This window comes from Streptosporangium sp. NPDC020072 (genome assembly GCF_040631445.1).
In the GTDB taxonomy this organism is placed as follows: Bacteria; Actinomycetota; Actinomycetes; order Streptosporangiales; family Streptosporangiaceae; genus Streptosporangium.
Genome location: NZ_JBEYAB010000029.1, coordinates 1 through 21,146, shown reverse-complemented (window position 1 = coordinate 21,146; position 21,146 = coordinate 1). Strand labels below are relative to the sequence as shown.

Sequence of the window (21,146 nt, the reverse complement as noted above, 5' to 3'; positions counted from 1 at the left end):
TTCAACGTGCCGCGCGCGTCACGCGCCCCCGGCGATAGTTGGTCGATATACCGGGGGACCCCGGAGGCTCACGCCTATTGGATCTGGTTGAACCCGATGACGATGAAGCGTTCGACAATCACCGCGACCGCCAGCAGGAATGCGGGAACCGCGACAAACAGGATGCGTCGTCCCCTCTTCGAAACACGGCCGGGATCGCGCAGCTTTTGCATCTCATAGACAAACAGTGCAATCCAGGTGACTCCGAGGGCACCGAGGCCGATCGGGGTCATAGGGGACCCACGGTCGCCGAAGCCCGTAAGAGGACGTGGCTGGGGGATCTCGGCGTTCTTCGGATACGTCTTCAGCGTGTACACGGCGGCGTCGGGGCTGTCGAAGACCCGCTTGAGCTCCGGTGACGCGTCGAGGGCGGCCCGGAAACGCTTGCTCCAGTCGGTCGGGAAACCATGGTTGAGCTGCAGGTAGGCGGCCTGGCCACGGCTCGCGACCAGGTAGGTGTTCGGTGGGGAGACACGGAACTTGTCGATCACGGAGGACAGCTGCTCCGGGTTCTTGTCCACGAGCACCTGCTGATACTCGATCTTGTCGAAGTCGCGCTCGCCCCACGGGATGGTCGGCGTGACCTCGGGCCCGATGATCGGGACCAGGAACAGCACCCTGCCGCTGGGCTTGTCGTGCCCGTAGACGTAGTGCATCGCCTGGACCTCGTCGCTGGAGACCCGCTCGAACTGCTCGTTGCCGTAGCGGGCGATCAGGAAGGACATCGACAGCGCCATCGCGCACGCGGCGGCGAGCAGCAGTGAGATCCTGCGGGTCAGCAGGGGGTCGAGCCTGATGACGCGTCTGCGGGCCGGAACCGCCTCCTCGGGGGCGTCGGCCGTACCGGCGGGCAGGTTCGGGAAGAAGGCGTAGGCGGCGAGGATGCACGCCCCGGGCAGCGCGAACAGGTAGATGCGCAGGCCGATCTCGCCGCCGTAGCTCTGCAGCGCGAGGGCGAGCACCGGAACGCACAGCAGGAGCAGGGCGGCCCGGTCGCCGACCCCCCGGCGCAGACGGCGCAGCAGGCCGACCGCGGCCAGCAGCAGGATGACCGCGCAGATGCCCAGACGGGCCAGCAGCACCAGCGTGTGCCTGCTGTCGCTGCCCTCGATCCGGTCGCCGGTGTTGCGCTGGAGGTTCTCCAGGATCCGGCCGAGACCGCCGAACAGCTCCTCGATGTGGCCGCTCCAGAAGGTGACCGTCTGGTAGCTGATCCACGACAGCACGATCAGCCCGAGGAGGAACGGCAGGGCCCAGCTCAGCGAGGAACGCCGCAGCAGGATCAGGCCGGTCAGCGCGCCGAGCATCATGAACGGCGTGATCTGGTGCGAGGCCGTCGCCGTCGCGAACAGGACGATCAGCAGGATGAGCATGATCGAGCGGTCGTAGACGCTGGTCGAGTGGGTCAGCTCGCCCGGGGCCAGTCCGTCCAGCCTGGCCAGCAGCCGCCGGATGCGGCCCTTGGGTGGCGCGGCCGCGTCACGGACCTCCACCTTGCCGAACCAGCGCAGCACGATCGCCACGAAGGCCAGGTAGATCGCGTAGGTGAAGCCCTGTGGCGAGAAGTAGTCCTGGCCGATCCACTGCACGAGGATGAACAGCAGCGCCGCGAACCAGCGGGCCCGGGTCGTCGCGACCACCTGGCGCAGGATCAGCACGAACGGCAGCAGGTAGAGCAGGTTGGACAGCAGTGGCGTCCAGCGCAGGACCAGCGTCAGGTCGGTGACTCCGGCGGCCTTCGTGACGAACGCGACCAGCGCGAAGAACCCCGGCCACGCGAAACGGGCGTCGAGGATGGGTGAGGACGTCCCGGTGCGGTTGATGAACTCGACGAAGCCCGCGTGGACGTAGGCCGTGTGGAAGCGCGGTGTGTCCTCGATGAGCGCGGCGGCGCCGTGCAACGCGAAGGTGATCACCGCCAGCTGGAAGAGCAGCAGGAACTTGCGGTCGGTGTTCTGCGCGATCGTGACGAAGAACGCCGTGATCATCAACAGGATCGCGACGAACGAGGTGGCGGGCAGCGCGGAGATCAGCCCGAGACCGTCGATGTGCGACAGGTCGACACCTCGCAGCGGGCCCGGCGTGGCACGCAGGGCCAGCACGTACATGATCAGGCCCTCGACGGTCAGCAGCGGCGGGAGCCACGCCATCGCCGAGCGCGCCAGCCGCTCCGTCAACGGGACGCGGGGCCGGAGCGTGGGCACCGATATGGACGCCGACACCCTGACGTTTCTGGTGGCGTCCGGGTCGGCCTTCTGGGCGGAGCCGGGGAGTCCGGCACGCCGGGCGGCGGGCAGCCGTACCTCGGCGGTCGCCTCCACGTCCTCGCCGTCGGCGCTCTCACCGTCACCGTCTTCGCCTGACCCAGAGCCCGGCTCGGGGCCCGGTTCGGGATCCGGCTCGGGCTCGGGATCCGCCTCGCTCTCGGGGTCGTCGTCGGCGACCCCCGGCAGGTCGACGACCGAGAAGTCGACGACGGAGGAGTCCGTGACCGAGGAACCGAGGACCGAGGTGCCCATGATTGAGGCGATCGCGTCCTCGGAGGACTCCTCGTGCGTGTGGCCGGGGATGCGGAGGACCGCGGTCGGCGAGGGGTCGTCGTCGCCGGAGACGTCCGGCTCCTCCTGATCCCCGGGCCCCACGTTCTCCTCGGCGTCCTCCAGGCCTCCGAAGCTCCCAGAGCCCTCCGAGGCCCCGGAACCCTCAGGGTTCCCAGAGTCCTCGGGGTCCTCGAAGTCCTTGGAGTCGCGGTCCTCAAGGCTCTCGGGAGCGGCCGGGGGAGTGGGACTGTCCTCGGGTCCGGCGTGCGTCTCCTCGGAGGCGGGGGAATGCTCCCCCGCCTCTGCGGCCTCCGATTTCACGTCATCACCTGAGCGTTGCCTCACGTCTACATCATGGGGGTTATACGGACCCGGCCGTGACGACCGTATTTGATCTTTTCCCACCGTTGAGCATTTTGCGAAGGTCGGGGAAGATCAGCGCGGCGATCAGCAGCTCACTCAGCAGCAGCGCGTAGCCAACGGCCTCGATCCCCGCAGAGGGGAACAGCACCAGGGTGCTGGTGAGCACGAGTACGGCCAGGGAGACCTGGACGAACGCGAGCCTGCGAGCCTTCCCCAGGGCCCGTAGGCCGCTCAGATAGATCTCGATCAGCACCCTGGGCAGCACCGCCAGGGCCATCAGCTGCAGCAGCAGTGTCCCCCGGTCGGCGAAGTCCGGGCCGAAGACGCGCAGGATCAGGGGCGCCGCGAGGATCGTCACGACAACGATCGGGACAATGATCATGAAGGCCCGGCGCAGCGCCCTGCGGGAGTTCGACGCGAACCGGTCCCGGTCGAAGGATCCCTCGACGGTCAGCGAGGTGGCCATGTTCATCGCCAGCAGCTCGATCAGCGAGCCCAGCGTGTGGGCCATGGAGAAGAGGCCGAAGGTGACCTCGTCCACCCTGGCCGCGATCAGGACCGGGATCAGGTAGACGCTCGCCAGGATCGACAGCGTGCCCGGGTAGTCTCCGGCGAGGAAGCGGCCCACCTCGCCGAAGGCAAGCGGCCTGGCCGTACCCTCCGTGCGCGCGACGTGCCGGGGGATGACCTTCCTGAACAGCAGGAGGTTGATCGGGATCAGGGCCATCGCGGCCGGGATGATCCATGAGACGAAGATGCCGTCGCGGGGCAGCGCGAACGCCAGGCCCACCAGCATGGCCATCTTGACCAGGCCGTAGCACAGGCTGCTCACCGGCACCCACGTGGCCTTGCGCAGCCCGGCCAGCGTCACGTCCTCCAGCGTGAACACCGACCAGACGAGCGTCGAGGCCAGGAAGAACAGCCCGGGGCCGAGGCCGTCGAGCGAGGCGTAGGTCGGCCCCCACCACGGCAACGTGAGCAGGAACCCGAGCGCGGCGACCACGCCGGTCGCCCCGGCGACCGCGTACGCCCTGACGATGAGCGCGGGCGTGCGCCGTCCGGCCACCGGGATGAAGCGTGCCAGCGCCCCGACGAACCCCAGCGCGGTCAGCGAGGCGAACAGCCGCATGGCGGTGATCAGCGCCTGGCCCCTGCCGAAGTCCGCGGGGCCGTACAGCTGGGCGGCGAGCCACCAGTAGCCCATGCCGAGCACCGCGGTGATCGCGGTGTTGGCCATGAGCGCGTAGCCGTTGCGGAAGAGCGGGTTGCGCAGATCGCGCGTCACCCGCTGCCGCAACCCGGCGAGCCGCCCCTGCGGCTCGTCCGTCGTCGCGCTCATGTGTCGCCTCCCCCCACGTCCGAGGACGTGTTCCTCACGCCAGACCGCGCACCCGGCGCAGGCCGTAGCGGGTCCTCCTGACGACGGCGTAACCCTTCGTCAGGACGCGTTGCCTCATGTAGATCAGCGGGACCTGGCTGCCCTCGACGGCCCGGCTGAACATCCCCATCGAGGTGCCCTCGGCCACGGTCAGGCGTGGCAGGGCGAGCACGTCGTGCCTGTCGGCGGCGATGGCGTTGCTCACCGCGCAGGCGGCCCAGTAGCCGGCGCGCCGCACCTCACGCCTGACCCGCCCGCTTGAGTAGCCGTACGGGTAGGCCATGGTCGCGACCGGGGCCCCGATCCTGTCTTCGAGCAGTGCCTTGTTGCGGCGCAGCTCCTGGCGGAGCCGGTCGTCGGGTAACTGGTCGAGCTGGGGGTGGCTGTGGCTGTGGCCGCCGATCTCGATGCCGCAGGAGGCGGCCTCCCGGGCCTGGCTCCAGGTCAGCATCGTGTCCAGCGGCCTGCCCGCCGCGTCCTCGCCCGCGTCCCTGACCCACCCGCTGGTCAGGAAGACCGTCGCGGGGAAGCCGAGGCGTTCGAGCACCGGCAGCGCGTGGCTGTGGAAGTCGGCGTAGCCGTCGTCGAAGGTCACCACGACCGGCCGCTCGGGCAGGGAACGCCCGTTGTTCCTGTGCAGCGAGGCGACCATGTCGGCCACGGTCAACGGGGTGAAGCCGTGCTCCTTCAGGTAGGTGAGCTGGTCGGCGAACACCGAGGGCCGTACGGCCAGCGGTTTCGTCTCCGGGTTTGGCCGGTCGGAGATGGAGTGATACATCAGAATCGGCACGCGGATCACGATTTCGCCACCTTCAACCGGAGAGATCCGACGATGTAACCCCAGGTCGTCCAGGTGAGTCCGACCACGATCGCCACAGCCCTGCCGAACCCTGACAAATCGCCACGCAGTACGTCTCCCAGGCCCCGCAGCGCGCCGAGCGGGAGCGCCTTCAGCGCGTGCGCCCGCTCACTCGCCAGTCCGTCCCCGGCGCCGACGTTGTGCGTGACCAGCGCCTTCGACAGGCCCTCCGCGTAACACCTGGACCGGAAGTAGGCGAACCTGGCCCGCGCCTCGGGCACCTTGTGGCCGATCACCGCCGCGGGTTCGAACAGCATCACCGCGCCGGGCATCCGCTGGGAGAGCCGGATGCAGAACTCGGTCTCCTCACACCCCAGAGGCCTGGGCTTGCGCCCCTGCACACTGCGGCCGATGCCGGTGTGGAACCCGCCGACCCGTCCGACGAGTTCCCTGCGGAAGGCGGCGTTGCCGCCCATGACGTTGCGGATCGGTGACCGCCGGGTGGGCATGCCCCGGTAGGAGCACCCGACGGTCCAGTCGAACTCGCGGGGGAACCAGCCGGGACGGCGTCCCGTCGCCCACAGTGGGTTGGTCAGCCCGCCGACGCCGACGACGGCCGGATCCTGGAAGCCCTCCTCCAGTGCCTCCAGCCACCCCGCCTCCGCCACCGCGTCGTCGTCGAGATAGGCCACGATGTCGCCCGAGGCCGTCGCCGCGCCGGTGTTCTTGCCCCCGGACAGCCCCTTCTCCTGCGTGTTCTCCACCACGATGACATCGGGATACTCCCGCTTGAGCCTCAGTAGCAGGTCCGCGTTGTAGTCGACCACCAGGATGATCTCGTACGGCCTGCGCCGCTGGTTCTCGACCGACGCGACGGCGGCCCGGATGTCCTCCCAGCGCTCCTCGGTGTAGACGCAGATGACGACACTGGTTCTCATGACTACGCGGCGCCCTGGTCCGCCGCCGGGGTGGTGGCCGCAGGCTCGGGAGCGGCGGTGACGGGGTTGTTCCGCCACTCCCTGATGATGGTTCTCAGCACCCGGATCCCGTCCCTTACCGCGTGCAGGTTGCTCTCACCGTGAATACGGCAGCGCTCGTGGCTGGGAACCTCATGCACCTTGAGCCCGGCCTTGGCCGCCCTGATGTTCATCAGGGTCTCGACCTCGAAACCATCGCAGTCCAGGTTGAGCACGTCCAGGTGACGCGCCCAGAAGGCGTTGTAGCCGTAGCACAGGTCGCTGTAGCTGGTGCCGTAGATCCGGTTGACCAGGCCGGTGAGCACCTTGTTGCCGAACTTGCGGTTGAAGGTCAGGTCGTCGCTGCCCCCACCGGATGCGTAGCGCGACCCCTTGACGAAGTCGGCCCCGGTGACCAGCGCGCCGACGAACTGGATGATCTCCCGGCCGTCGGTCGAGCCGTCGGCGTCGATCATCACGATGATGTCGCCGGTGCAGGCGGCGAACCCCGCGGCCAGGGCGTCGCCCTTGCCCTTGCCGGTCTGGGTGACGATGCGGACGTTGGGCCGCAGCCGTTTGGCGACGGCCACGGTGTCGTCGACGGAGTTGCCGTCGACGAGGACGATCTCGTCGATCCACTGGGGCAGGGTCGCGAAGACGTGCGGAAGGTTCTCCGCCTCGTTCATCGCGGGGACCACGACGCTGACCGTGGGAGAGATGGCCATGTGAGGGGTGATAGGGGTGAACCGCTCAATCGGTGGCATCGCTCGCAGCGGCGGTTTGGCATTGTGCTTGACGATGTCGGGACTCATGAAACATGTCCTTCCGGTTCGGCGGTCGTCATGACGACTGACGGGAGGACCCGGAGCCAGACACAGCCTGAGGGGGCGGCGGGAATGGCGAATGCGGTGAGGGATGCATGGAAGGGTCCTGGCGGGAGTGTTCGCTGTTACCGGGGGTCGGCCTAGCCGACTCCCCATGGTTCCTTGACGACCGCGGAGGCCGATTGGTTCTGCGCTGAGGTGCGCATACGGCCGAAACCTTTCAGCACGCGATCGGCAAACCGATACAGATGGGGTCGATCGAGGACGATGGTGCGGGCCTTGTTGACCGGCGTGCGGCCCATCCAGTGGACCGCGGCCGCGGGGGAGGGGCGGGAGACCCGGCCCTCGGCGACGTACAGGTCGCCGCTCTTCAGCCAGGACTTGTACTCGCGGCCGCCCTTGCCCATGTCCACCTGGCGCAGCCCCGAGCCGGCCGCGTGCTCCGCCATGTGGAGGTGGTGCGTGATGCCCGGGGAGTAACGGGCGTACTCGGTGTCGTAGGCGGGGAACCAGCCGACCAGGGTGTGCGCCGTACGCAGGCCGAAGTGCCCGGCCACGGGGGTGTCACCGGCGTAGAACATGGTCAGCACGCCCGAGAAGCTCTCCGAGCGCATCGCGTGCATCTCGTCGAGCAACCGGACGATCCACGGCTGGGCGAAGCGGTCCACCCGCCCGGTGCGGCGGTACTGGTCCGACTTCCAGTTCAGCAGGGTGCGCAGGGTCGCGGGGTCCGTCGAGTCCCATTCGAAGCGGATCTCGCCCTGCTCACGGCCGAGCTTGCGCTCCTTGTAGCGGACGGTCTTGTAGTTCTTCGGTGAGTTCTGCTTCACCTGATCGATATAGGAGTCGAAACCCGAGCTCAGGTCCATGACCGGCGCGGGCCGTACGTCCGACTGGTGTTCGGCGAAGGTCGGCTGACCGGCGACGAGGTGGTCGAAGTCGAAGACGGAGAGCTTGCAGGCGCGCAACAGCTGTTTGGCGTCCAGGACCAGGTCGGGAACCGAGATCAGGCCGTGGCAGGTGGTGAGGAAACCGCCCAGGGGTTTGCCGATGCCGAAGTTGTGGCGCTCGTAGGGAAAGAATCCGACCGTCCGGCCACCGTCCTGGATGACGGCGACCCGGACGTAGTCGCGGAGACGACCCATGGCCAGGGCGAACTCCACGGAGAGGAAGGGGTTGTCGAGGGACGGATCGGCCCCCTGCAACTCCCGCCATCGGGATATCTCGGACTCCCCGAGGTCACCGGGGCGAACGACGACGATGTTCACCTTGACCTGGCCCCCTGTTCGGTCTGCAAGCTTGCGCTCCCCCGGTACAACACGCGTAACACGTATATGAACCCACCGAGCACCGCGATCGTCGCCACCCCGGCGCGAGGCGACCACTTGTCAAAGGACAGCATGGCCACGGCAAGGAGTACGTTCACGACCAGGCTTGCCGCCGCACCCACTGATAGTGCCGCAAGAGGGTCACGATCACGCAACAGTCCCATCGCCGCGGCACCTGGAGTGACCAAGAGGAACAGCGGAGTGAGGACGATCCGGAGAGGAGTGTCGATTCCGGCCAGCGCGATCACGGCCCCCGCCACGCACGCAAGAGTGAGTGCCCACCCGAGCACCCTGCGATTGGTCGACATCTCCTGACTCCTGGTCGTAGTGGCATGATCGATCACCTATTCATGGGATCAATCACTGCGGACGAACGTCAATGCCGACGTTTGACCTCAGTCCATGGTTTACCGGATCGCAAAGCGATGCGTTGGCGTTATCCAGCGCGGAGTCAAGTGATCATACGATATCCGGTCAGGATTCGGATGTCTCCCTTGGGCCTTTCGCCACGCCGGGAGAGTCTCACGCGCAACCACCGAAGCCCTACGGTGCAGGGCTTTTCGGCCAGATCGGGTGAGCTGGGACAGTTGTGGCAAAGGTGGCTCGGGCGTGTCGGGGGCCGCGCGAGTCGGGGGTGAGAGAAGTGACTCAAATCACGCCCTCCGCGGAGGGTCACCATCCATGTCGATCGTGTGATATGTCCGCCGTACGGCGGTGCCCTCGGAGAGGGGTCAGCAGTGCGGCGCGCAGAGGCGGCGCCGCATTCCCTCAAGGAAGAACGTGCGAACCTGTCCGATGTCCTTGGCGATGTAGGCCTCGCCGCCGGTGGCCCTGGCCAGTGCCTCCATCTGGCGCCTGCCCTTCGGCGCGTCCGGCCCGAAGGCGATGATCAGGATGCTGACCGGCCGCTCCGGGTCGTACTCCCGCTTCAGCCTCCTGAGGATCTCCCGGTCGCCGATGCCGCCCTCGGGGTCGTCGTTGCCCGCGCCGTCCGTCAGGACCACCAGGGTGTTGATCTTGTCGCCCTGGTACTCCTCGTTCATCCGCCGGTAGGCGGCGGCGAGGGTGTCGTTGAGCCCGGTGTCGCCGGTCGCCCTGGCCCTGGTCGCGGCCAGTTTCCGGTTGATCAGGTCCCGGCGCAGGACGCCGTCCAGGTTCTCGGTCAGCGGGCCGACCGGGACCGTCTCGCGGTAGTCGACGCCTCGGCCGTCCAGGTTCGTGGAGAACTCCCACACCCCGATCTCGCTCTTGACCGGGAACAGCTTGATGCCCTCGGTGGCGATCCTGGTGATGGCCCGCATCCGGGTCAGGCCCGTCCCCGGCACGGGGAGCGCCATCGTGCCCGAGACGTCCAGCAGGGTGAGCAGCCTGGTGCCGAGGTTCAGCCGGGACCACGAGCGTGACAGCCCGGCGACGGTCGCGGCGTCAGGGAGCGGCAGCGACTTCGGCGCCTGGGCGCGGAAGCCGGAGACACCCAGGAGCGCGGTGCCCGCCCGGCCGTCGGGGGTGCGGAAACCCCGGTCCTGGAGGTCCTTCCCGGCGGCCTCGGTGGTGAGGTCGCGCAGGAACGCCTCGGCCGCGGCGCGCACGGCGGCGTCCCGGGTGGTGACGACCGCCGGGTAGTCGAGGTCGACCGTCCCCTCGGCCGGATACAGCGGGACGGCGGGGACCTGCGGCTTCCTGCCGGTGTCGAAGGCCCACACGCCCTGCTCAGAGGCGACGCCGATCGGGGTCCTGCGGCCCTTGACGCCGAGACTCGCCAGCAGCGCGTCCTGGTCGCGGACGGTGGAGCCGGACAGTGTCTTGAGCGCGCCGACCAGTTCCTCCTGGCCGACACCCGAGGCCGTCGCCGTACCCGAGGCGGCCAGCAGCGCGCCGAGTCCGGCCGCGTTGAGCGAGGGGTCGAGCGCGAGCACCCGCACCCTGCGGCCCGGGCCGTTGGGGTCCGTCACGTTCGCGGCGCCGAGCATGCCCTTCCAGCTCGCCTCGCCGAGGTCGTCCCGCAGTTCCTGGACCGCGGTGCCCGGAGCGGCCAGCACGACGGGGGAGCGGGCGACGGAGGCGCCGGGGGCGGGGAAGGCCGGATCCTTGGCGCGCAGGCCGTTCACCCACAGGGAGGAGTCGGGAATCCACAGGTCCATCGCACCGACCTCGCCTCCGCTGCCCCCCAGGCCGGAGGCCACGGCGGCGGAGGCGGCCCCGGTCACCGTGACGGTCGCGCATCCGCCGCCGGAGTCGCGGGAGGTCCTGGTGAAGCGCCCGGCGATCTCGGAGAGGGCGGGCTGGATGTCGGGGGAGGCGGTCACCCGCAGCGTGACGGGAGTCTGCGCACACCCGCGGTCCCGGTTGACGATCACGAAGGCGGCGACGCCGAGCAGCACCGCGAGGGCGACGGAGCCCGCCAACGGCACGAGCACCGCGCCCCGTCCGCTTCTGCGCCGCCGCGGCAGGTTGTAGGAGGCGTAGCCGTCGTCGAGCTCATCCGTCCTGTGACGTCCGCTCACGATGCCCTCTTCGCGTTCGATGTCCGGAAACTAGCGGGTCACCTTATACGGAGGTTCTCCACAATGTTCACGGAACTGTACTGGGAACGCTTAAAGTGGCAAAACACCCTTTTTGCTGTGTAAATCCCCCTGCGCGATAGAAAACGATCTCTGTGCTGTATGAGAACGGGCTGCTCAGTGGTGGCAGACGTGCCCGCGCCAGGCCTTGCGCCCCTCGTGCGCGGCCACCGCGGCCAGCAGCGTCGCCACGACCGGGTCGGCCCACCGGAACCCGAGGCCGTTCAGTGCGATCCCGGCCAGCACACCCACGGCCTGCGAGGCGCACAGCAGGTTCTGGGTGCCCTCTCCCGAGGTCGCGGCCGAGCCGAGCCGCGCGCCCAGCCGTCGCTTGGCCACCCCGAGGAACGGCATGGCGAACAGGCTGACCGCCGTGACCACCGCGCCGAGCACGCTGGGCCTGGCCGTGTGCCCCGCCCACAGGTCGTAGACCACGTGAAGCGCCAGGTAGGGGGCCAGCAGCCAGAAACTGATCGCCACCGCCCTGCCCGCCCTGGCCTCGGCGTCCGCCGAATGGGTCCGCGACCCGGTGAAGCGCCACACGACGATGAGACTGGCCGCGGCCTCGACCAGTGAGAACATGCCCCAGCCGATCAGCGCGACCGAGTGCGCGGCGAATCCGGCGGCGATGCCGAGAGCGCTCTCGACCCCGAGCCAGACGAGCGTCGCCAGCGAGAGGGCGCGTGCGGTACGGGCGTCGCGCAGCCAGCGTGCGCTCTCGGGCGCGGGGGGTGTGCTCCGGCAGGCCGTGGTGGTTCCTGAATCCCCAAATATCACGCCAGGTAACCTACACGCCACTCCCTGTGGTTTCAGGGTGGATTCGTGAGTCGCTCGGTGGCGGACGTGGCGCCATAGTCTCCTGGGGAAGAACGAATCACCGGATCTCAGGAGAAAGCTTCGTGCCGTTCACGCCCAGCCATGTCGCCGCAGTGCTGCCGTTCATCGCCTCGGCGCGGGCCCGCAAGGTCCTCGACCCCTGGGCGCTCGCGCTGGGCACGATGGCACCCGACCTGCCGATCTTTCTGCCCTTCCTGCCTAACTACGGGATCTGGCACTCCATACCCGGCGCCTTCACCCTCGACCTGCTCGCCGTCCTGGTGATGTTCGCCGTCTTCCACGGGCTGCTCCGTGACCCGCTGACCGCGCTGCTGCCCGCCGGTCTTGCGGGAAGGGCGGCCTCGCTGGCCCCGAAACACGACATCGGCCGGCTGCTGCCCGTGGTCGCGGGCGGCGTCGTCGGCTCCCTCACCCACCTGCTGTGGGACTCCTTCACCCACTCCTACAGCATCCGGATCTGGGGCTGGTCCTGGCTGGTCGACCCCCTCGTCGGCCAGATGCCCACCTTCCGTGCGCTGCAGTACCTCTCAAGCGTGGTCGGGCTGAGCCTGGTGCTGTGGTGGTCCTGGCGCGGCCTGGCCCGGATGACCCCGGTCGCGGTGCCCGACCGGCTGAGGCTCTCCACCCCGGTACGGCTCGGCGTGATCCTGGCGGCGGTGGCCGCGACCCTGGGGGGAGCGGCGGCGTGGCCCGTGATCTTCCCGCCGAGGGACGGCACCGAGCTGATCACCAGGCTGGGTGCGGGAACACTGGCCGGACTGAGTGTGCTGCTGGTCGTCTACGCCGCGGTGTGGCAGCTCAGAAAGGCCGTGGCAGTATTCCAGGATGCCTGAAGCAGCCGATTCCCACCCCGATCTTGACCGGGACCCCCGCCTGGCCGACTACGCGAACCTGCGTGACGTCGAACTGCGCAAGAGCCTTGAGGCCGAACACGGCCTGTTCATCGCCGAAGGGGAGAAGGTGATCCGCAGGGCCGTCGCCGCCGGGTATCCGGTGCGCTCGGTGCTGCTGACCCGCCGCTGGGCCGACTCCCTGGCAGACCTGCTCGACGGTCTCGGCGACCGGGTCCACGTGGTCGAGGACCGGGAGATGGAGGAGATCGCCGGGTTCCCGGTCCACCGGGGCGCCCTGGCCGCCATGGACCGCAAACCCCTGCCCACGGTCGCCGAGACGCTGCGCGGCGGCCCCCGGCGCGTCCTCGTCCTGGAGGACCTGGTGGACCACGGCAACGTGGGTGCGATCTTCCGCTGCGCCGCCGCGCTCGGCGTCCACGCCGTGATCCTGTCGCCCCGCTGCGCCGACCCGCTGTACCGCAGGGCGGTGAAGGTGTCGATGGGTGCCGTCTTCGCGATCCCGTACGCGCGGATGACCAACTGGTACGACGGCCTCGCCGAACTTCGCGCGGCGGGTTTCCTGACCCTGGCACTCACCCCCGACCAGGGCGCGACCCCGATCGACACGGCCGGTACGGCGGACCGGGTCGCCCTCCTGCTCGGCTCGGAGGGCGACGGTCTGTCCTCCCACTGGCTGCACGAGGCCGACCAGCCGGTGTGCATCCCCATGAGCTCAGCCGCGATGAGCCTGGGCGTCGACTCCCTCAACGTGGTCGCGGCGGCGGCCATCGCCTGTCACGGCCTGATGCGCGGCGTCCTCGTCACAGGAACCGGAGACACCCTGGGCTAGGCGTCGCCGCTGAGGGTCCCGCCGTCCTCGCCCTGGTCGTCGCCCGTGCCGGAGACCTGCTCGCCGGCCCAGTCCAGGAGCCGGTTGGCGGTCTGGAAACGGCGCTCGGACTTCGCGTCGCCGAGAATCACCCCGACGAACCGGTGGCCGTCCCGGTCGGCGGCGAACGACAGGCAGTAGCCCGCGGCGCGGGTGTAACCCGTCTTCACGCCCAGCGTGCCGGGCGTCTTGCCGAGCAGCTTGTTGCTGTTGGTCCAGGTGTGGGCCCGGTGCAGCTTGGAGGCGGCCACGGTGTAGCGCCTGGTCGAGGTGATGCCCAGCAGCACCGGGTCACCCAGCGCGATCTGGGCCAGCTTGGCCTGGTCCTGGGCGGTCGAGTAGCCGCCGGACGGCTTGGGCAGCCCGTCGGTGTTGGTGTAGCGGGTGCCGGTCAGGCCGAGCGAGCGGGCCGCGGCGTTCATCTTGGCCACGAACTTCTTCTCGCCGGGACCGTAGACGCGGGCCAGCGCGTGGGAGGCGTCCGCCCCCGAGGGGAGCATCACGCCGTGCAGCAGATCCCGGACGGTCAGGCGCTCCCCGGCGCGCAGCGAGGCGCTGGTCGCGTCGTTCGTCGCGGCGTGCCGTACGTCGTCGGCGTTGATCCGCACGACGTCGTCGAGACCGGCCTCGCGCAGCACGACGTAGGCCGTCATGACCTTGGTCAGGCTGGCGATCGGCACCCGCTTGGTGGCCTGCTTGGCGAACAGCGGCTTGCCCGTGGTCACGTCGAGCAGGTAGGCGACCTTCGCGGCCACCGCGGGAGCGGTCGAGGCCGCGACCGTCCTCGTCGTGGCCTGTGACACGACCGGCGCGGCGTGCGCGGGCACGACGAACCCGGTTGTCACAGCGGCCACCGTGGTCACGGTGGCCAGAGCGGTACAGGCGAGAAGACGAATTCCCCCGGTTTGCATGGGGAACATGGTGGCAGAAACCACGCGGAGGTGTGACACAAGCCGTACGGCGCGGCGTCACCCGACGGTGACTTCCTCCTTGGCCCGCCGCGCGTTCCTGCGGTGACGCACGAACAGCGTGACCGCCACGGCCGCCACGAGAAGACCCGTGCCCGCGAGCAGCGGAGACTCGGCCGCGAGCTTGAGCCAGCCCCACAACAGCGAGTACAGGCCGAAGGACGCGATGGGGACCCAGGTCAGGCAGCCGAGGGCGCTGGCCACGACGTACCACGGGTAGGAGACACGCAGCACCCCCGCGGCCCAGGGCAGCGTGTGCCGCAGGCCGGGAACCCAGAAACAGCCGTAGACGGCCAGCGCGCCCCACCTGCTGACGGCGTTCTCGACCTTGCGGATGCCGTCCTGGCTGATCCGCCTGCCCACCCGGGTGGCGTAGAGCCTCGGGCCGAGCTTCCTGCCGATCCAGTAGTAGGCCTGGAAGGCGCCGAACAGCGCGACCCCTCCGATGAGCACCCAGAGCCACAGGGGCATCCCCAGCACGGAGGCCGAGGTCGGGTCGGGGATGCCTGCCGCGAACGACCGCATTGTGAACATCACCGCCCCGCTGGTTTCCCTGCCGTATGCCGATATTAGGGCAGGCTTACCTGACCTTGTCCAGGGGGTCGGGTGGGAGCCCGTTCAGCCACCGTTGACGCTGCAACCGGACGTCAAGCGGAGATCAACCATCCCGGGCTACAAGTAAGAGGCAGAAACAGGGAGGGAACAGTCATGAGTCCGCGAGGCAGTCTCACGCCGGTGGTGGCCAGTGGAACCGCGAGCGTCGTGAAACTGCTGGTCGCCACGCTCGCCTTCGTCGGAGCCTACGCCGGGATCGAGGTGCCGCGCACCCCCGCGACCACGGTGCGGGCGGTCAGCGCGGACGACGCGTCGGTGGAGACCGTGGAGTTGTCGTCCAAGTCCATGCAGGAGACCACGGCACAGGTCCAGGCGGAGACCACCCTGGCGGAGGGCACGGTCACCGTCACCCCGGCGACCGAGGGCGGCCCGTGCGACAGGCCGTACGAGGCGCGCAGCGTCATCGGCAACCCGCACCCGGAAAGAACCGTCACCTACGGCTGGCGCCTGCAGCGCTGGAGCGAGTCGTCCCGCGGCTGGCGCACCTACCTGAGCGGCGGCTCCGGCTTCACCGGAGAGCGCCAGAGCGTCGAATGGCAGCCGAGGATCGCCGGCAACCCCGGCCTGTACCGCGTCACGCTCTCCGTCCCCGGCCGCCCGACCGCGCACAGCGCCAGGTTCCGCGTCAGCTGCTGAGCGAACGCTGCGCCGCCTCGACCCAGCGGGTCACCCCGACCCGCCGGGCGACGGCCAGGGCGTCCTCGTAGTGCGGGCGCACCGCGTCGGAGAAGCCCAGCCTGAGCGCCAGGTCACCCAGGGTCAGCGAGACCGGCCACAACGCGACCACACCCGTCCCCGCGCCCGCGATCCGCTCGGCGAACGGCTTGAGCGTGTCGTAGGCCTCGGTCATCCGCTCCCGGTCGTCCAGCAGCATCCCGGCCAGCGCCCGCCAGACCATCGCCAGCTCGTAGAGGAAGTCAGGGCGGACCGGAGTCTTGACCGCGATGACCGCCCTGGCGTCCCGTGTGTGCCCGGCCGAGGCCAGGGCCACGGCGTAGGCGTCGAGAGTCCACTTGGCCCCCCGCTGATGGGCCTCGGCCAGCGGCTCGACCATGTCGGCGGCCCTGCCGTTGACCAGGTGCAGGCAGAAGGTGGTGATCAGCGGAAGGTCCTGGCGGCCTTCGAGCATGCCGGCCTTCGCGGTCAGCCGCGCGGCGTCCCGGTAGGCGAGCGCCGCCCCCGGGAAGTCACCGGCGATCATCAGGCGCTGCCCGGCGTACCACGCGCCCACGGCGGCGGGGGCGGGCAGGCCGTACTGCCTGGCGAGTCGTTCGGAGGCGGCCACGTGCGCGTCGGCCTCGGCGAACGCTCCGGAGGCCGCGGCGCACTCCATCAGCACCAGATGCGCCAGGGCCTGGACCGAGACCTGGCCGGTCGTCTTGCCGACCTCAAGCAGCTCCCTGCCGATGACCTCGCGCTCCCCGACGGGGGTGATGCCGTACGACTGACGCAGCCGCCCGCTCAGCGCGGTCGCCAGCAGCGCCGGATCACCACTGCGCCTGGCCAGCTCCTCCGCCTCAAGGGAGGCCTGCTCTCCCCTGGAGGTCGCCGACCCCTCAAGTTCGAGCGCCAGGGTGGCCAGCAGGCTCGCCCGCAGCGACTGCTCACCCGCGGGCAGCTCGACCAGCGCCTGCTCGGCGACGTCCACGATCTCCCACGCCGTACGGGTGAAGTCACGGGCCATGCCCTTGTGCGGCACGGCGAGGGAGGCGGCGACCCTGGCGGTCAGCTCCAGGTTGCCCAGCGGCAGGGCGGTGTCCATCGCCTCGCGCCGCCGCCTGCGGGCCGCGGCCATGTCCCCGCACAACGCCAGCGCCTTGATCAGGTTCAGGGTCAGCAGCAGACGCTCACGGGTGCTCTCCGGAGTCGAGGCGGCACCGGACCTGTCGAAGGCGGCGATCGCCTTCTCCCACAGGGAGGCCGCCTCACGGTGGGCGAAACGCCGTTCGGCCTGCTCGGCGGCCAGCCCCGCGTAACGCACCGCCTTGGCCGCGGTCTCCGCGGTGCCCGCCGCGTCGTAGTGGTGGGCGAGCGCGGCCACGTCCCCGGGATGCCTGCGCTCGATCGCCGAGGCGACGGCGGCGTGCAGCCGGGAACGGCGCAGCCTGGAGGCGTCCGAGTAGACGGTGTCCCGGACCAGGTCGTGATCGAAACGCAGCATGCCGGGGCCCGGCTCGGTGACCAGCCCGGCCAGCAGCGCCGCCTCGACGGCGTCGACCACCGCGTCCTCGTCACCCGCGACGTCGACCAGCACGTCCACATCGACGTCACGGCCGATCACCGCCGCCTGCAACAGGATCTGCTGGGCGGCGGCGGGCAGCCTGGCGATCCGGCGCCGCAGCACGTCACGGACACCGGACGGCACACCGGAGATCACCTCGGCCGCCGTCGCGCGGTCGCTCACCGCCTCGGCGTCCAGCAGGCGTACGGTCTCACGGACGAAGAACGGGTTGCCGCCGGTCCGTTCGACGATGCTGTTGACCGCGTCCTCGTCGACCGCGCGCACACAGGTGGCCCTGACCAGCTCGGCGACCGCCTCGGCGTCCAGACCCGTCAGGCCGACCCGCACAGGACCGAGCCTGGCCAGCGCGGCGAGCACGTCCGCCTGCTGGTCGCTCAGCTCACTGTCCCTGCAGGTCACCACGAGCAGCACCCGGCTGGTCGCCAGCAGGCTCGGCAGCGCCCGCAGCAGCGCGAGCGTCTGGTCGTCGGCCCAGTGAAGGTCCTCCAGCGTCAGCAGGATCGGCCGCTCCTTGGCGACGGCCGCCAGGTAACCGCCGACCGCCCGGTGCAGCCGGAACCCGCCGGAGGCCTGGTCCTCGTCGGGCTCGGCCGCGGTGTCGTCCAGCAACGGGGCCAGCAGCGGGGCGTACTCACCCGCCCCGGTGACGTCCACCAGGGTGCGCAGGATCTCCACCCACGCCCAGACGGGCGGGGTGGCGCTGCTGTCGGGGCACGCGCCCGAGGAGGTGCCCCAGCCGTCGTCGGCGAGCTGCCTGGCGAGCCTGCGGACCAGCATCGTCTTGCCCGCGCCCGCGTCACCACTGATCACGGCCGCGGTGAAACGGCCCGTCCTGGCCGCCGCGGTCATCAGCCTGCTCAGCTCCGCCTCCCGCCCGACGAACGGCTCGGGCTCCAGGGGCGGCAGCTCGGCGGGGGCCGCCGCCGGACGGGGCGGCCAGGTGTCGGCGGGCACCGCCGTACGCTGCCTCGCCGGTGGGACGGCGAGCTGGAGACCGGGGTCCTGGGCCAGGATGTCCGACTCAAGCTTGCGCAGCGCGGGGCCCGGGTCGATGCCCAGCTCGTCGGCGAGGATCGTGCGCGCCCTGCGCAGCGCGGCCAGCGCGTCGGCCTGCCGTCCGCACCGGTAGAGGCCGAGGGCGAGCAGCCGCCAGCCCTCCTCACGCAGCGGATGCTCGGCGGTCAACGCCTCCAGGTCGGGTACGGCCTCCGCGGGCAGCCCCAGACGCAGACTGCTGTCGGCGTGCCGCTCACGGGCCACCAGCCTCAGCTCGGTCAGGCGGTTCACCTCCGCCTCCGCCCACGGCTGGTCGGCGAAGTCGGAGTACGGCGTGCCACGCCACAACCCCAGCGCCTTCTCAAGACGCGCCCGCGCCGAGGCGGGGTCGTCGCCTTCGAGCTGCTCACCGGCGGCGCGGACCATGGCCTCGAACCGCAACGCGTCCACCTGGTCGGGCGCGACACGCAACGCGTAACCCGAGGCGACGGTCACCAGCAGCCGGTTCGGCCCCCCACGCGGACGGCCGGGTTCCAGGACCCGCCGCAGCCGGGAGATGTAGACCTGCAACCCCGACTGCGCGCCCTTGGCCGCGTCGTCATCCCACAGGTCGTAGAGCAGGGAGTCAACGGGGACGACCTGCCCCCGCGCCACCAGAAGCCGGGCGAGGACGGCACGCTGGCGTAACCCGCCCAGATCGAGCTCGTCGTCACCGGAGTGCGCCTCGACCGGGCCGAGGACCCGGAACGCTACGATTTCACCCGCCATGTCAGCCGCCACGCTATGCGGGCCTTCGAATCACGCACAAGGTTTTTCCCAATCTAGCGGCTGATCGGCTCTTTCTCGGGGGCCTGGACCGTGCTCTCACGCCTGCGCAGGAGCGCCCACGCGCCGAGTGCCAGGCCGCCGAAGGGGATTTCGACAGTGTAGGTCCAGAAGCCGAAAAGCAACGCAGCGGCCGTGGCCGAATCGAGCGGGGCCCCGAAGAAGACCAGCGCGCCGACGGTCCCGGCCTCCATGATGCCGGTCCCGCTCGGGGTGACGACGGCGGTGGTCAGCACCCTGGACAGGGCGAAGACCGCGATCGACTGCGCCAGGCCCGGATAGGAGCCGGTCGCCTGGAGACAGCAGACGAGGATCAGCCACTGCAGGCCGAGGAAGAAGATCATGCCCAGGGTGAGTCCCGGCCAGCGGTGCCGTACGACCTCGGAGGTGTCGGCGCGCAACCGGTCGAGGGAGTGGGAGGGGCCGTGACCCGTCGGACGCCACCGGCGGGGAAGCAGCCGGGCGGCTGCGTCGAGAACCCGGCCGAGCAGCGCGGCGGCGGCGTCCCAGTACAGCGCGGCGGCGACCACGACGACCAGCACCAGGATGGACAGCGCGCCGATCCAGCCCGCGCTGGTCACCGCCGGGCTGAGCCGCTGCCCGCTGAGCAGCAGCGCCAGGATGCCGACCGCGGGCAGGATGAACCGGAACAGGGTGTTCCAGATGCCGCTGGCCAGCGTCGAGACCACCACGGGCCGCAGCGGGAAACCCCACCCCTTGGTCATCCCGATCGTCATCGCGACCCCGGCGGCGCCGCCGAACGGCAGCAGATTGCTCACCGCGCTGCCGGCCGCGTTCAACGTGAGAGCCTGCAGGTGGGTCAGACCGGGCAGGGAGGCCGTCAGCACGAACGTGTAGGCCAGCAGGCTCGCCAGCCAGACGACGGCCATCAGCGCGATCGTCTGCCAGCTCAACCCGGAGAACTGGGCGCCGATCTGCGACCACGAGACGTGCTTGCCGGTCATCGCCTCGACGATCTGCGGCAGGAAACGCACGAGCGTCGCGGCCAGTGCCAGCGACACGACCGACAGTCCGATCTGAACCCACTTGTTCTTCATGAAACCCCCTCGACCAAGTGTGCCGGTCCGGGGCTCATCCTTTGGGAGGAGCTTCGAACGGATGTCTCAGCCTGGCGCCCTGCGGCAGATCCCGGCGGACGTACCACTCGGTGCCGAAGATGAGCCGGTAGAGCGGCAGAGGCACCTTCAGCATCACCCCGAGCGTCCGGGTGTCCGCCCCCGTCGCCTGGGAGGCGTGCGCCGCCATGCTCGCCCGCTTCTGCCGGGCGAAACGCCGTACCCCGACCCGATGGGTGATCACCGACCCGGGGGAGTAGGCCCGCTCGAAGGAACGGACGTCGAGCTGCGGGAAGAACCGGCTGATCAGACGCAGCCCCTTCAGCAGCGGATCACGGTTGACCGTCGCCTCAAGCACGATCGGGGTGCCCGCGATCTCGGCAGCCCGCGCTCCCACCCGGTTCACCTGAACATGGTCGGGATGCCCGTAGCCCCCCGCCGGGTCGTAGGTCGTCAGCAGGTCGGCCCCCTCCTCGGTGAGGATCTCGGCCAGCCGCCCCGCGGCCTCCTCGACGTCGGCGTCGATGAAGGCGTTCCCCGCGCGCCCCTCGGCGACGCCGCCGTCCGGGGCCAGCCCCGAGTCGCCGTAGCCGAGGTTCACCACCCTGGCGCAGCCGAGCGCGGCGGCCGACCTGTACAGCTCGGCCATTCTGGCGGCCCCCAGGGCCTCACCGGGTCCGAGATCGGCCTGACCGAGCTCCCCCGAGGTCGCGACGACCAGGATCACCCGGTGCCCCTGGGCGGCGAGCATCGCCATGGTCCCCGCGGTCAGCAGGGCCTCGTCGTCGGGGTGGGCATGGAAGAACACGGCTGTGTTTCTTTTGCTCCGCCTGGCGGCGCTGTGTCTCTTTGCGCCGCCTTCGGCGTCGCGGGCTTGGGCGCTTTCGAGTCGGCGCTTTCCCTCGTCGCTCATCCGCTTCGCTCCTTCGCTCCTCAGTCCAAGCACCGACGCGCCCAAGCCGTGTTGTTTTGCTCCGCCTGGCGGCGTCGCGGGCTTGGGCGCTTCGGGTCGGCGCTTTCCCTCGTCACTGCGTCGCTGCGCTCCTGCGTTCCTCAGTCCAAGCACCGACGCGCCCA

The 21,146-nt window shown here is 69.9% G+C and carries 17 protein-coding genes; 3 read left to right on the top strand and 14 right to left on the bottom strand.

Features of this window, described 5'->3' with window-relative positions:
* Nucleotides 1-74 precede the first annotated feature (74 nt).
* From ABZ470_RS41155 to ABZ470_RS41115, 9 genes are all read right to left on the bottom strand, one after another.
* Nucleotides 75-2,900: a hypothetical protein gene (locus ABZ470_RS41155; protein ID WP_362918600.1), complete on the bottom strand. Its 2,826-nt coding sequence runs from the start codon at nucleotides 2,898-2,900 to the stop codon at nucleotides 75-77.
* Between the two features lie 40 nt (nucleotides 2,901-2,940).
* The gene (locus tag ABZ470_RS41150; RefSeq protein ID WP_362918598.1) at nucleotides 2,941-4,281 is read right to left on the bottom strand and encodes a hypothetical protein; all 1,341 of its coding nucleotides are present in this window, start codon (nucleotides 4,279-4,281) and stop codon (nucleotides 2,941-2,943) included.
* Between the two features lie 34 nt (nucleotides 4,282-4,315).
* The gene (locus tag ABZ470_RS41145; protein WP_352010529.1) at nucleotides 4,316-5,110 is read right to left on the bottom strand and encodes a polysaccharide deacetylase family protein; all 795 of its coding nucleotides are present in this window, start codon (nucleotides 5,108-5,110) and stop codon (nucleotides 4,316-4,318) included.
* 5 nt (nucleotides 5,111-5,115) lie between these two features.
* Nucleotides 5,116-6,057, bottom strand: a complete 942-nt coding sequence (locus tag ABZ470_RS41140; protein ID WP_362918596.1) for a glycosyltransferase family 2 protein — start codon at nucleotides 6,055-6,057, stop codon at nucleotides 5,116-5,118.
* Between the two features lie 2 nt (nucleotides 6,058-6,059).
* A complete protein-coding gene (locus ABZ470_RS41135) occupies nucleotides 6,060-6,800 on the bottom strand; it encodes a glycosyltransferase family 2 protein (protein WP_362918594.1) in 741 nt (246 codons plus the stop codon).
* Nucleotides 6,801-7,039: 239 nt separating this feature from the next.
* Complete coding sequence (locus ABZ470_RS41130) at nucleotides 7,040-8,167, bottom strand: GNAT family N-acetyltransferase (RefSeq protein WP_352010532.1); 1,128 nt, start codon at nucleotides 8,165-8,167, stop codon at nucleotides 7,040-7,042.
* Nucleotides 8,164-8,535: a hypothetical protein gene (locus tag ABZ470_RS41125; protein ID WP_352010533.1), complete on the bottom strand. Its 372-nt coding sequence runs from the start codon at nucleotides 8,533-8,535 to the stop codon at nucleotides 8,164-8,166. Before ABZ470_RS41125 ends, ABZ470_RS41130 begins: the two co-directional genes overlap by 4 nt.
* Before the next feature lie 423 nt (nucleotides 8,536-8,958).
* Nucleotides 8,959-10,731 carry a substrate-binding domain-containing protein gene (locus ABZ470_RS41120; RefSeq protein WP_352010534.1) on the bottom strand — a complete coding sequence of 591 codons (1,773 nt, stop codon included), beginning with the start codon at nucleotides 10,729-10,731 and terminating at the stop codon, nucleotides 8,959-8,961.
* 174 nt (nucleotides 10,732-10,905) lie between these two features.
* Nucleotides 10,906-11,565, bottom strand: a complete 660-nt coding sequence (locus tag ABZ470_RS41115) for a cation transporter (protein WP_362773694.1) — start codon at nucleotides 11,563-11,565, stop codon at nucleotides 10,906-10,908.
* A 122-nt stretch (nucleotides 11,566-11,687) separates the two neighbouring features.
* On the opposite strand from ABZ470_RS41115, the gene ABZ470_RS41110 reads away from it, so the two are divergent.
* Together ABZ470_RS41110 and ABZ470_RS41105 are read left to right on the top strand one after the other, a co-directional pair.
* On the top strand, nucleotides 11,688-12,458 hold the full coding sequence (locus ABZ470_RS41110) for a DUF4184 family protein (protein ID WP_362918591.1): 771 nt from the start codon (nucleotides 11,688-11,690) through the stop codon (nucleotides 12,456-12,458).
* Entirely contained in the window at nucleotides 12,451-13,308 is an 858-nt protein-coding gene (locus ABZ470_RS41105) for an RNA methyltransferase (RefSeq protein WP_362918589.1), read from the top strand. Before ABZ470_RS41110 ends, ABZ470_RS41105 begins: the two co-directional genes overlap by 8 nt.
* Here ABZ470_RS41105 and ABZ470_RS41100 read toward each other — a convergent pair.
* Nucleotides 13,305-14,201 carry a D-alanyl-D-alanine carboxypeptidase family protein gene (locus tag ABZ470_RS41100; RefSeq protein ID WP_362918587.1) on the bottom strand — a complete coding sequence of 299 codons (897 nt, stop codon included), beginning with the start codon at nucleotides 14,199-14,201 and terminating at the stop codon, nucleotides 13,305-13,307. The two genes, ABZ470_RS41105 and ABZ470_RS41100, sit on opposite strands and share 4 nt — an antisense overlap.
* 114 nt (nucleotides 14,202-14,315) lie before the next feature.
* Entirely contained in the window at nucleotides 14,316-14,849 is a 534-nt protein-coding gene (locus ABZ470_RS41095) for a VTT domain-containing protein (protein ID WP_352010539.1), read from the bottom strand.
* Nucleotides 14,850-15,023: 174 nt separating this feature from the next.
* Here ABZ470_RS41095 and ABZ470_RS41090 point away from each other — a divergent pair, with 174 nt between their 5' ends.
* Nucleotides 15,024-15,566 (top strand): hypothetical protein, encoded by a 543-nt coding sequence (locus ABZ470_RS41090; RefSeq protein WP_362918585.1) that lies wholly within the window; start codon nucleotides 15,024-15,026, stop codon nucleotides 15,564-15,566.
* Here the strand turns inward: ABZ470_RS41090 and ABZ470_RS41085 are convergent.
* Genes ABZ470_RS41085 through ABZ470_RS41075 form a run of 3 tightly spaced genes read right to left on the bottom strand, consistent with a single transcriptional unit; the run spans nucleotide 15,556 to nucleotide 20,877 of the window.
* Nucleotides 15,556-18,936: a BTAD domain-containing putative transcriptional regulator gene (locus tag ABZ470_RS41085; RefSeq protein WP_362918583.1), complete on the bottom strand. Its 3,381-nt coding sequence runs from the start codon at nucleotides 18,934-18,936 to the stop codon at nucleotides 15,556-15,558. The two genes, ABZ470_RS41090 and ABZ470_RS41085, sit on opposite strands and share 11 nt — an antisense overlap.
* 53 nt (nucleotides 18,937-18,989) lie before the next feature.
* Complete coding sequence (locus ABZ470_RS41080) at nucleotides 18,990-20,051, bottom strand: lysylphosphatidylglycerol synthase transmembrane domain-containing protein (RefSeq protein ID WP_362918581.1); 1,062 nt, start codon at nucleotides 20,049-20,051, stop codon at nucleotides 18,990-18,992.
* Between the two features lie 34 nt (nucleotides 20,052-20,085).
* Nucleotides 20,086-20,877, bottom strand: a complete 792-nt coding sequence (locus tag ABZ470_RS41075) for a PIG-L family deacetylase (RefSeq protein ID WP_362773676.1) — start codon at nucleotides 20,875-20,877, stop codon at nucleotides 20,086-20,088.
* Nucleotides 20,878-21,146: the final 269 nt, after the last annotated feature.

Coding starts and splice junctions, on each gene's coding strand:
- ABZ470_RS41080 (WP_362918581.1), bottom strand. CDS start 20,051: ATGAAGAACAAGTGGGTTCAGATCGGACTGTCGGTCGTGTCGCTGGCA.
- ABZ470_RS41085 (WP_362918583.1), bottom strand. CDS start 18,936: ATGGCGGGTGAAATCGTAGCGTTCCGGGTCCTCGGCCCGGTCGAGGCG.
- ABZ470_RS41095 (WP_352010539.1), bottom strand. CDS start 14,849: ATGTTCACAATGCGGTCGTTCGCGGCAGGCATCCCCGACCCGACCTCG.
- ABZ470_RS41125 (WP_352010533.1), bottom strand. CDS start 8,535: ATGTCGACCAATCGCAGGGTGCTCGGGTGGGCACTCACTCTTGCGTGC.
- ABZ470_RS41135 (WP_362918594.1), bottom strand. CDS start 6,800: ATGGCCATCTCTCCCACGGTCAGCGTCGTGGTCCCCGCGATGAACGAG.
- ABZ470_RS41090 (WP_362918585.1), top strand. CDS start 15,024: ATGAGTCCGCGAGGCAGTCTCACGCCGGTGGTGGCCAGTGGAACCGCG.
- ABZ470_RS41105 (WP_362918589.1), top strand. CDS start 12,451: ATGCCTGAAGCAGCCGATTCCCACCCCGATCTTGACCGGGACCCCCGC.
- ABZ470_RS41150 (WP_362918598.1), bottom strand. CDS start 4,281: ATGAGCGCGACGACGGACGAGCCGCAGGGGCGGCTCGCCGGGTTGCGG.
- ABZ470_RS41140 (WP_362918596.1), bottom strand. CDS start 6,057: ATGAGAACCAGTGTCGTCATCTGCGTCTACACCGAGGAGCGCTGGGAG.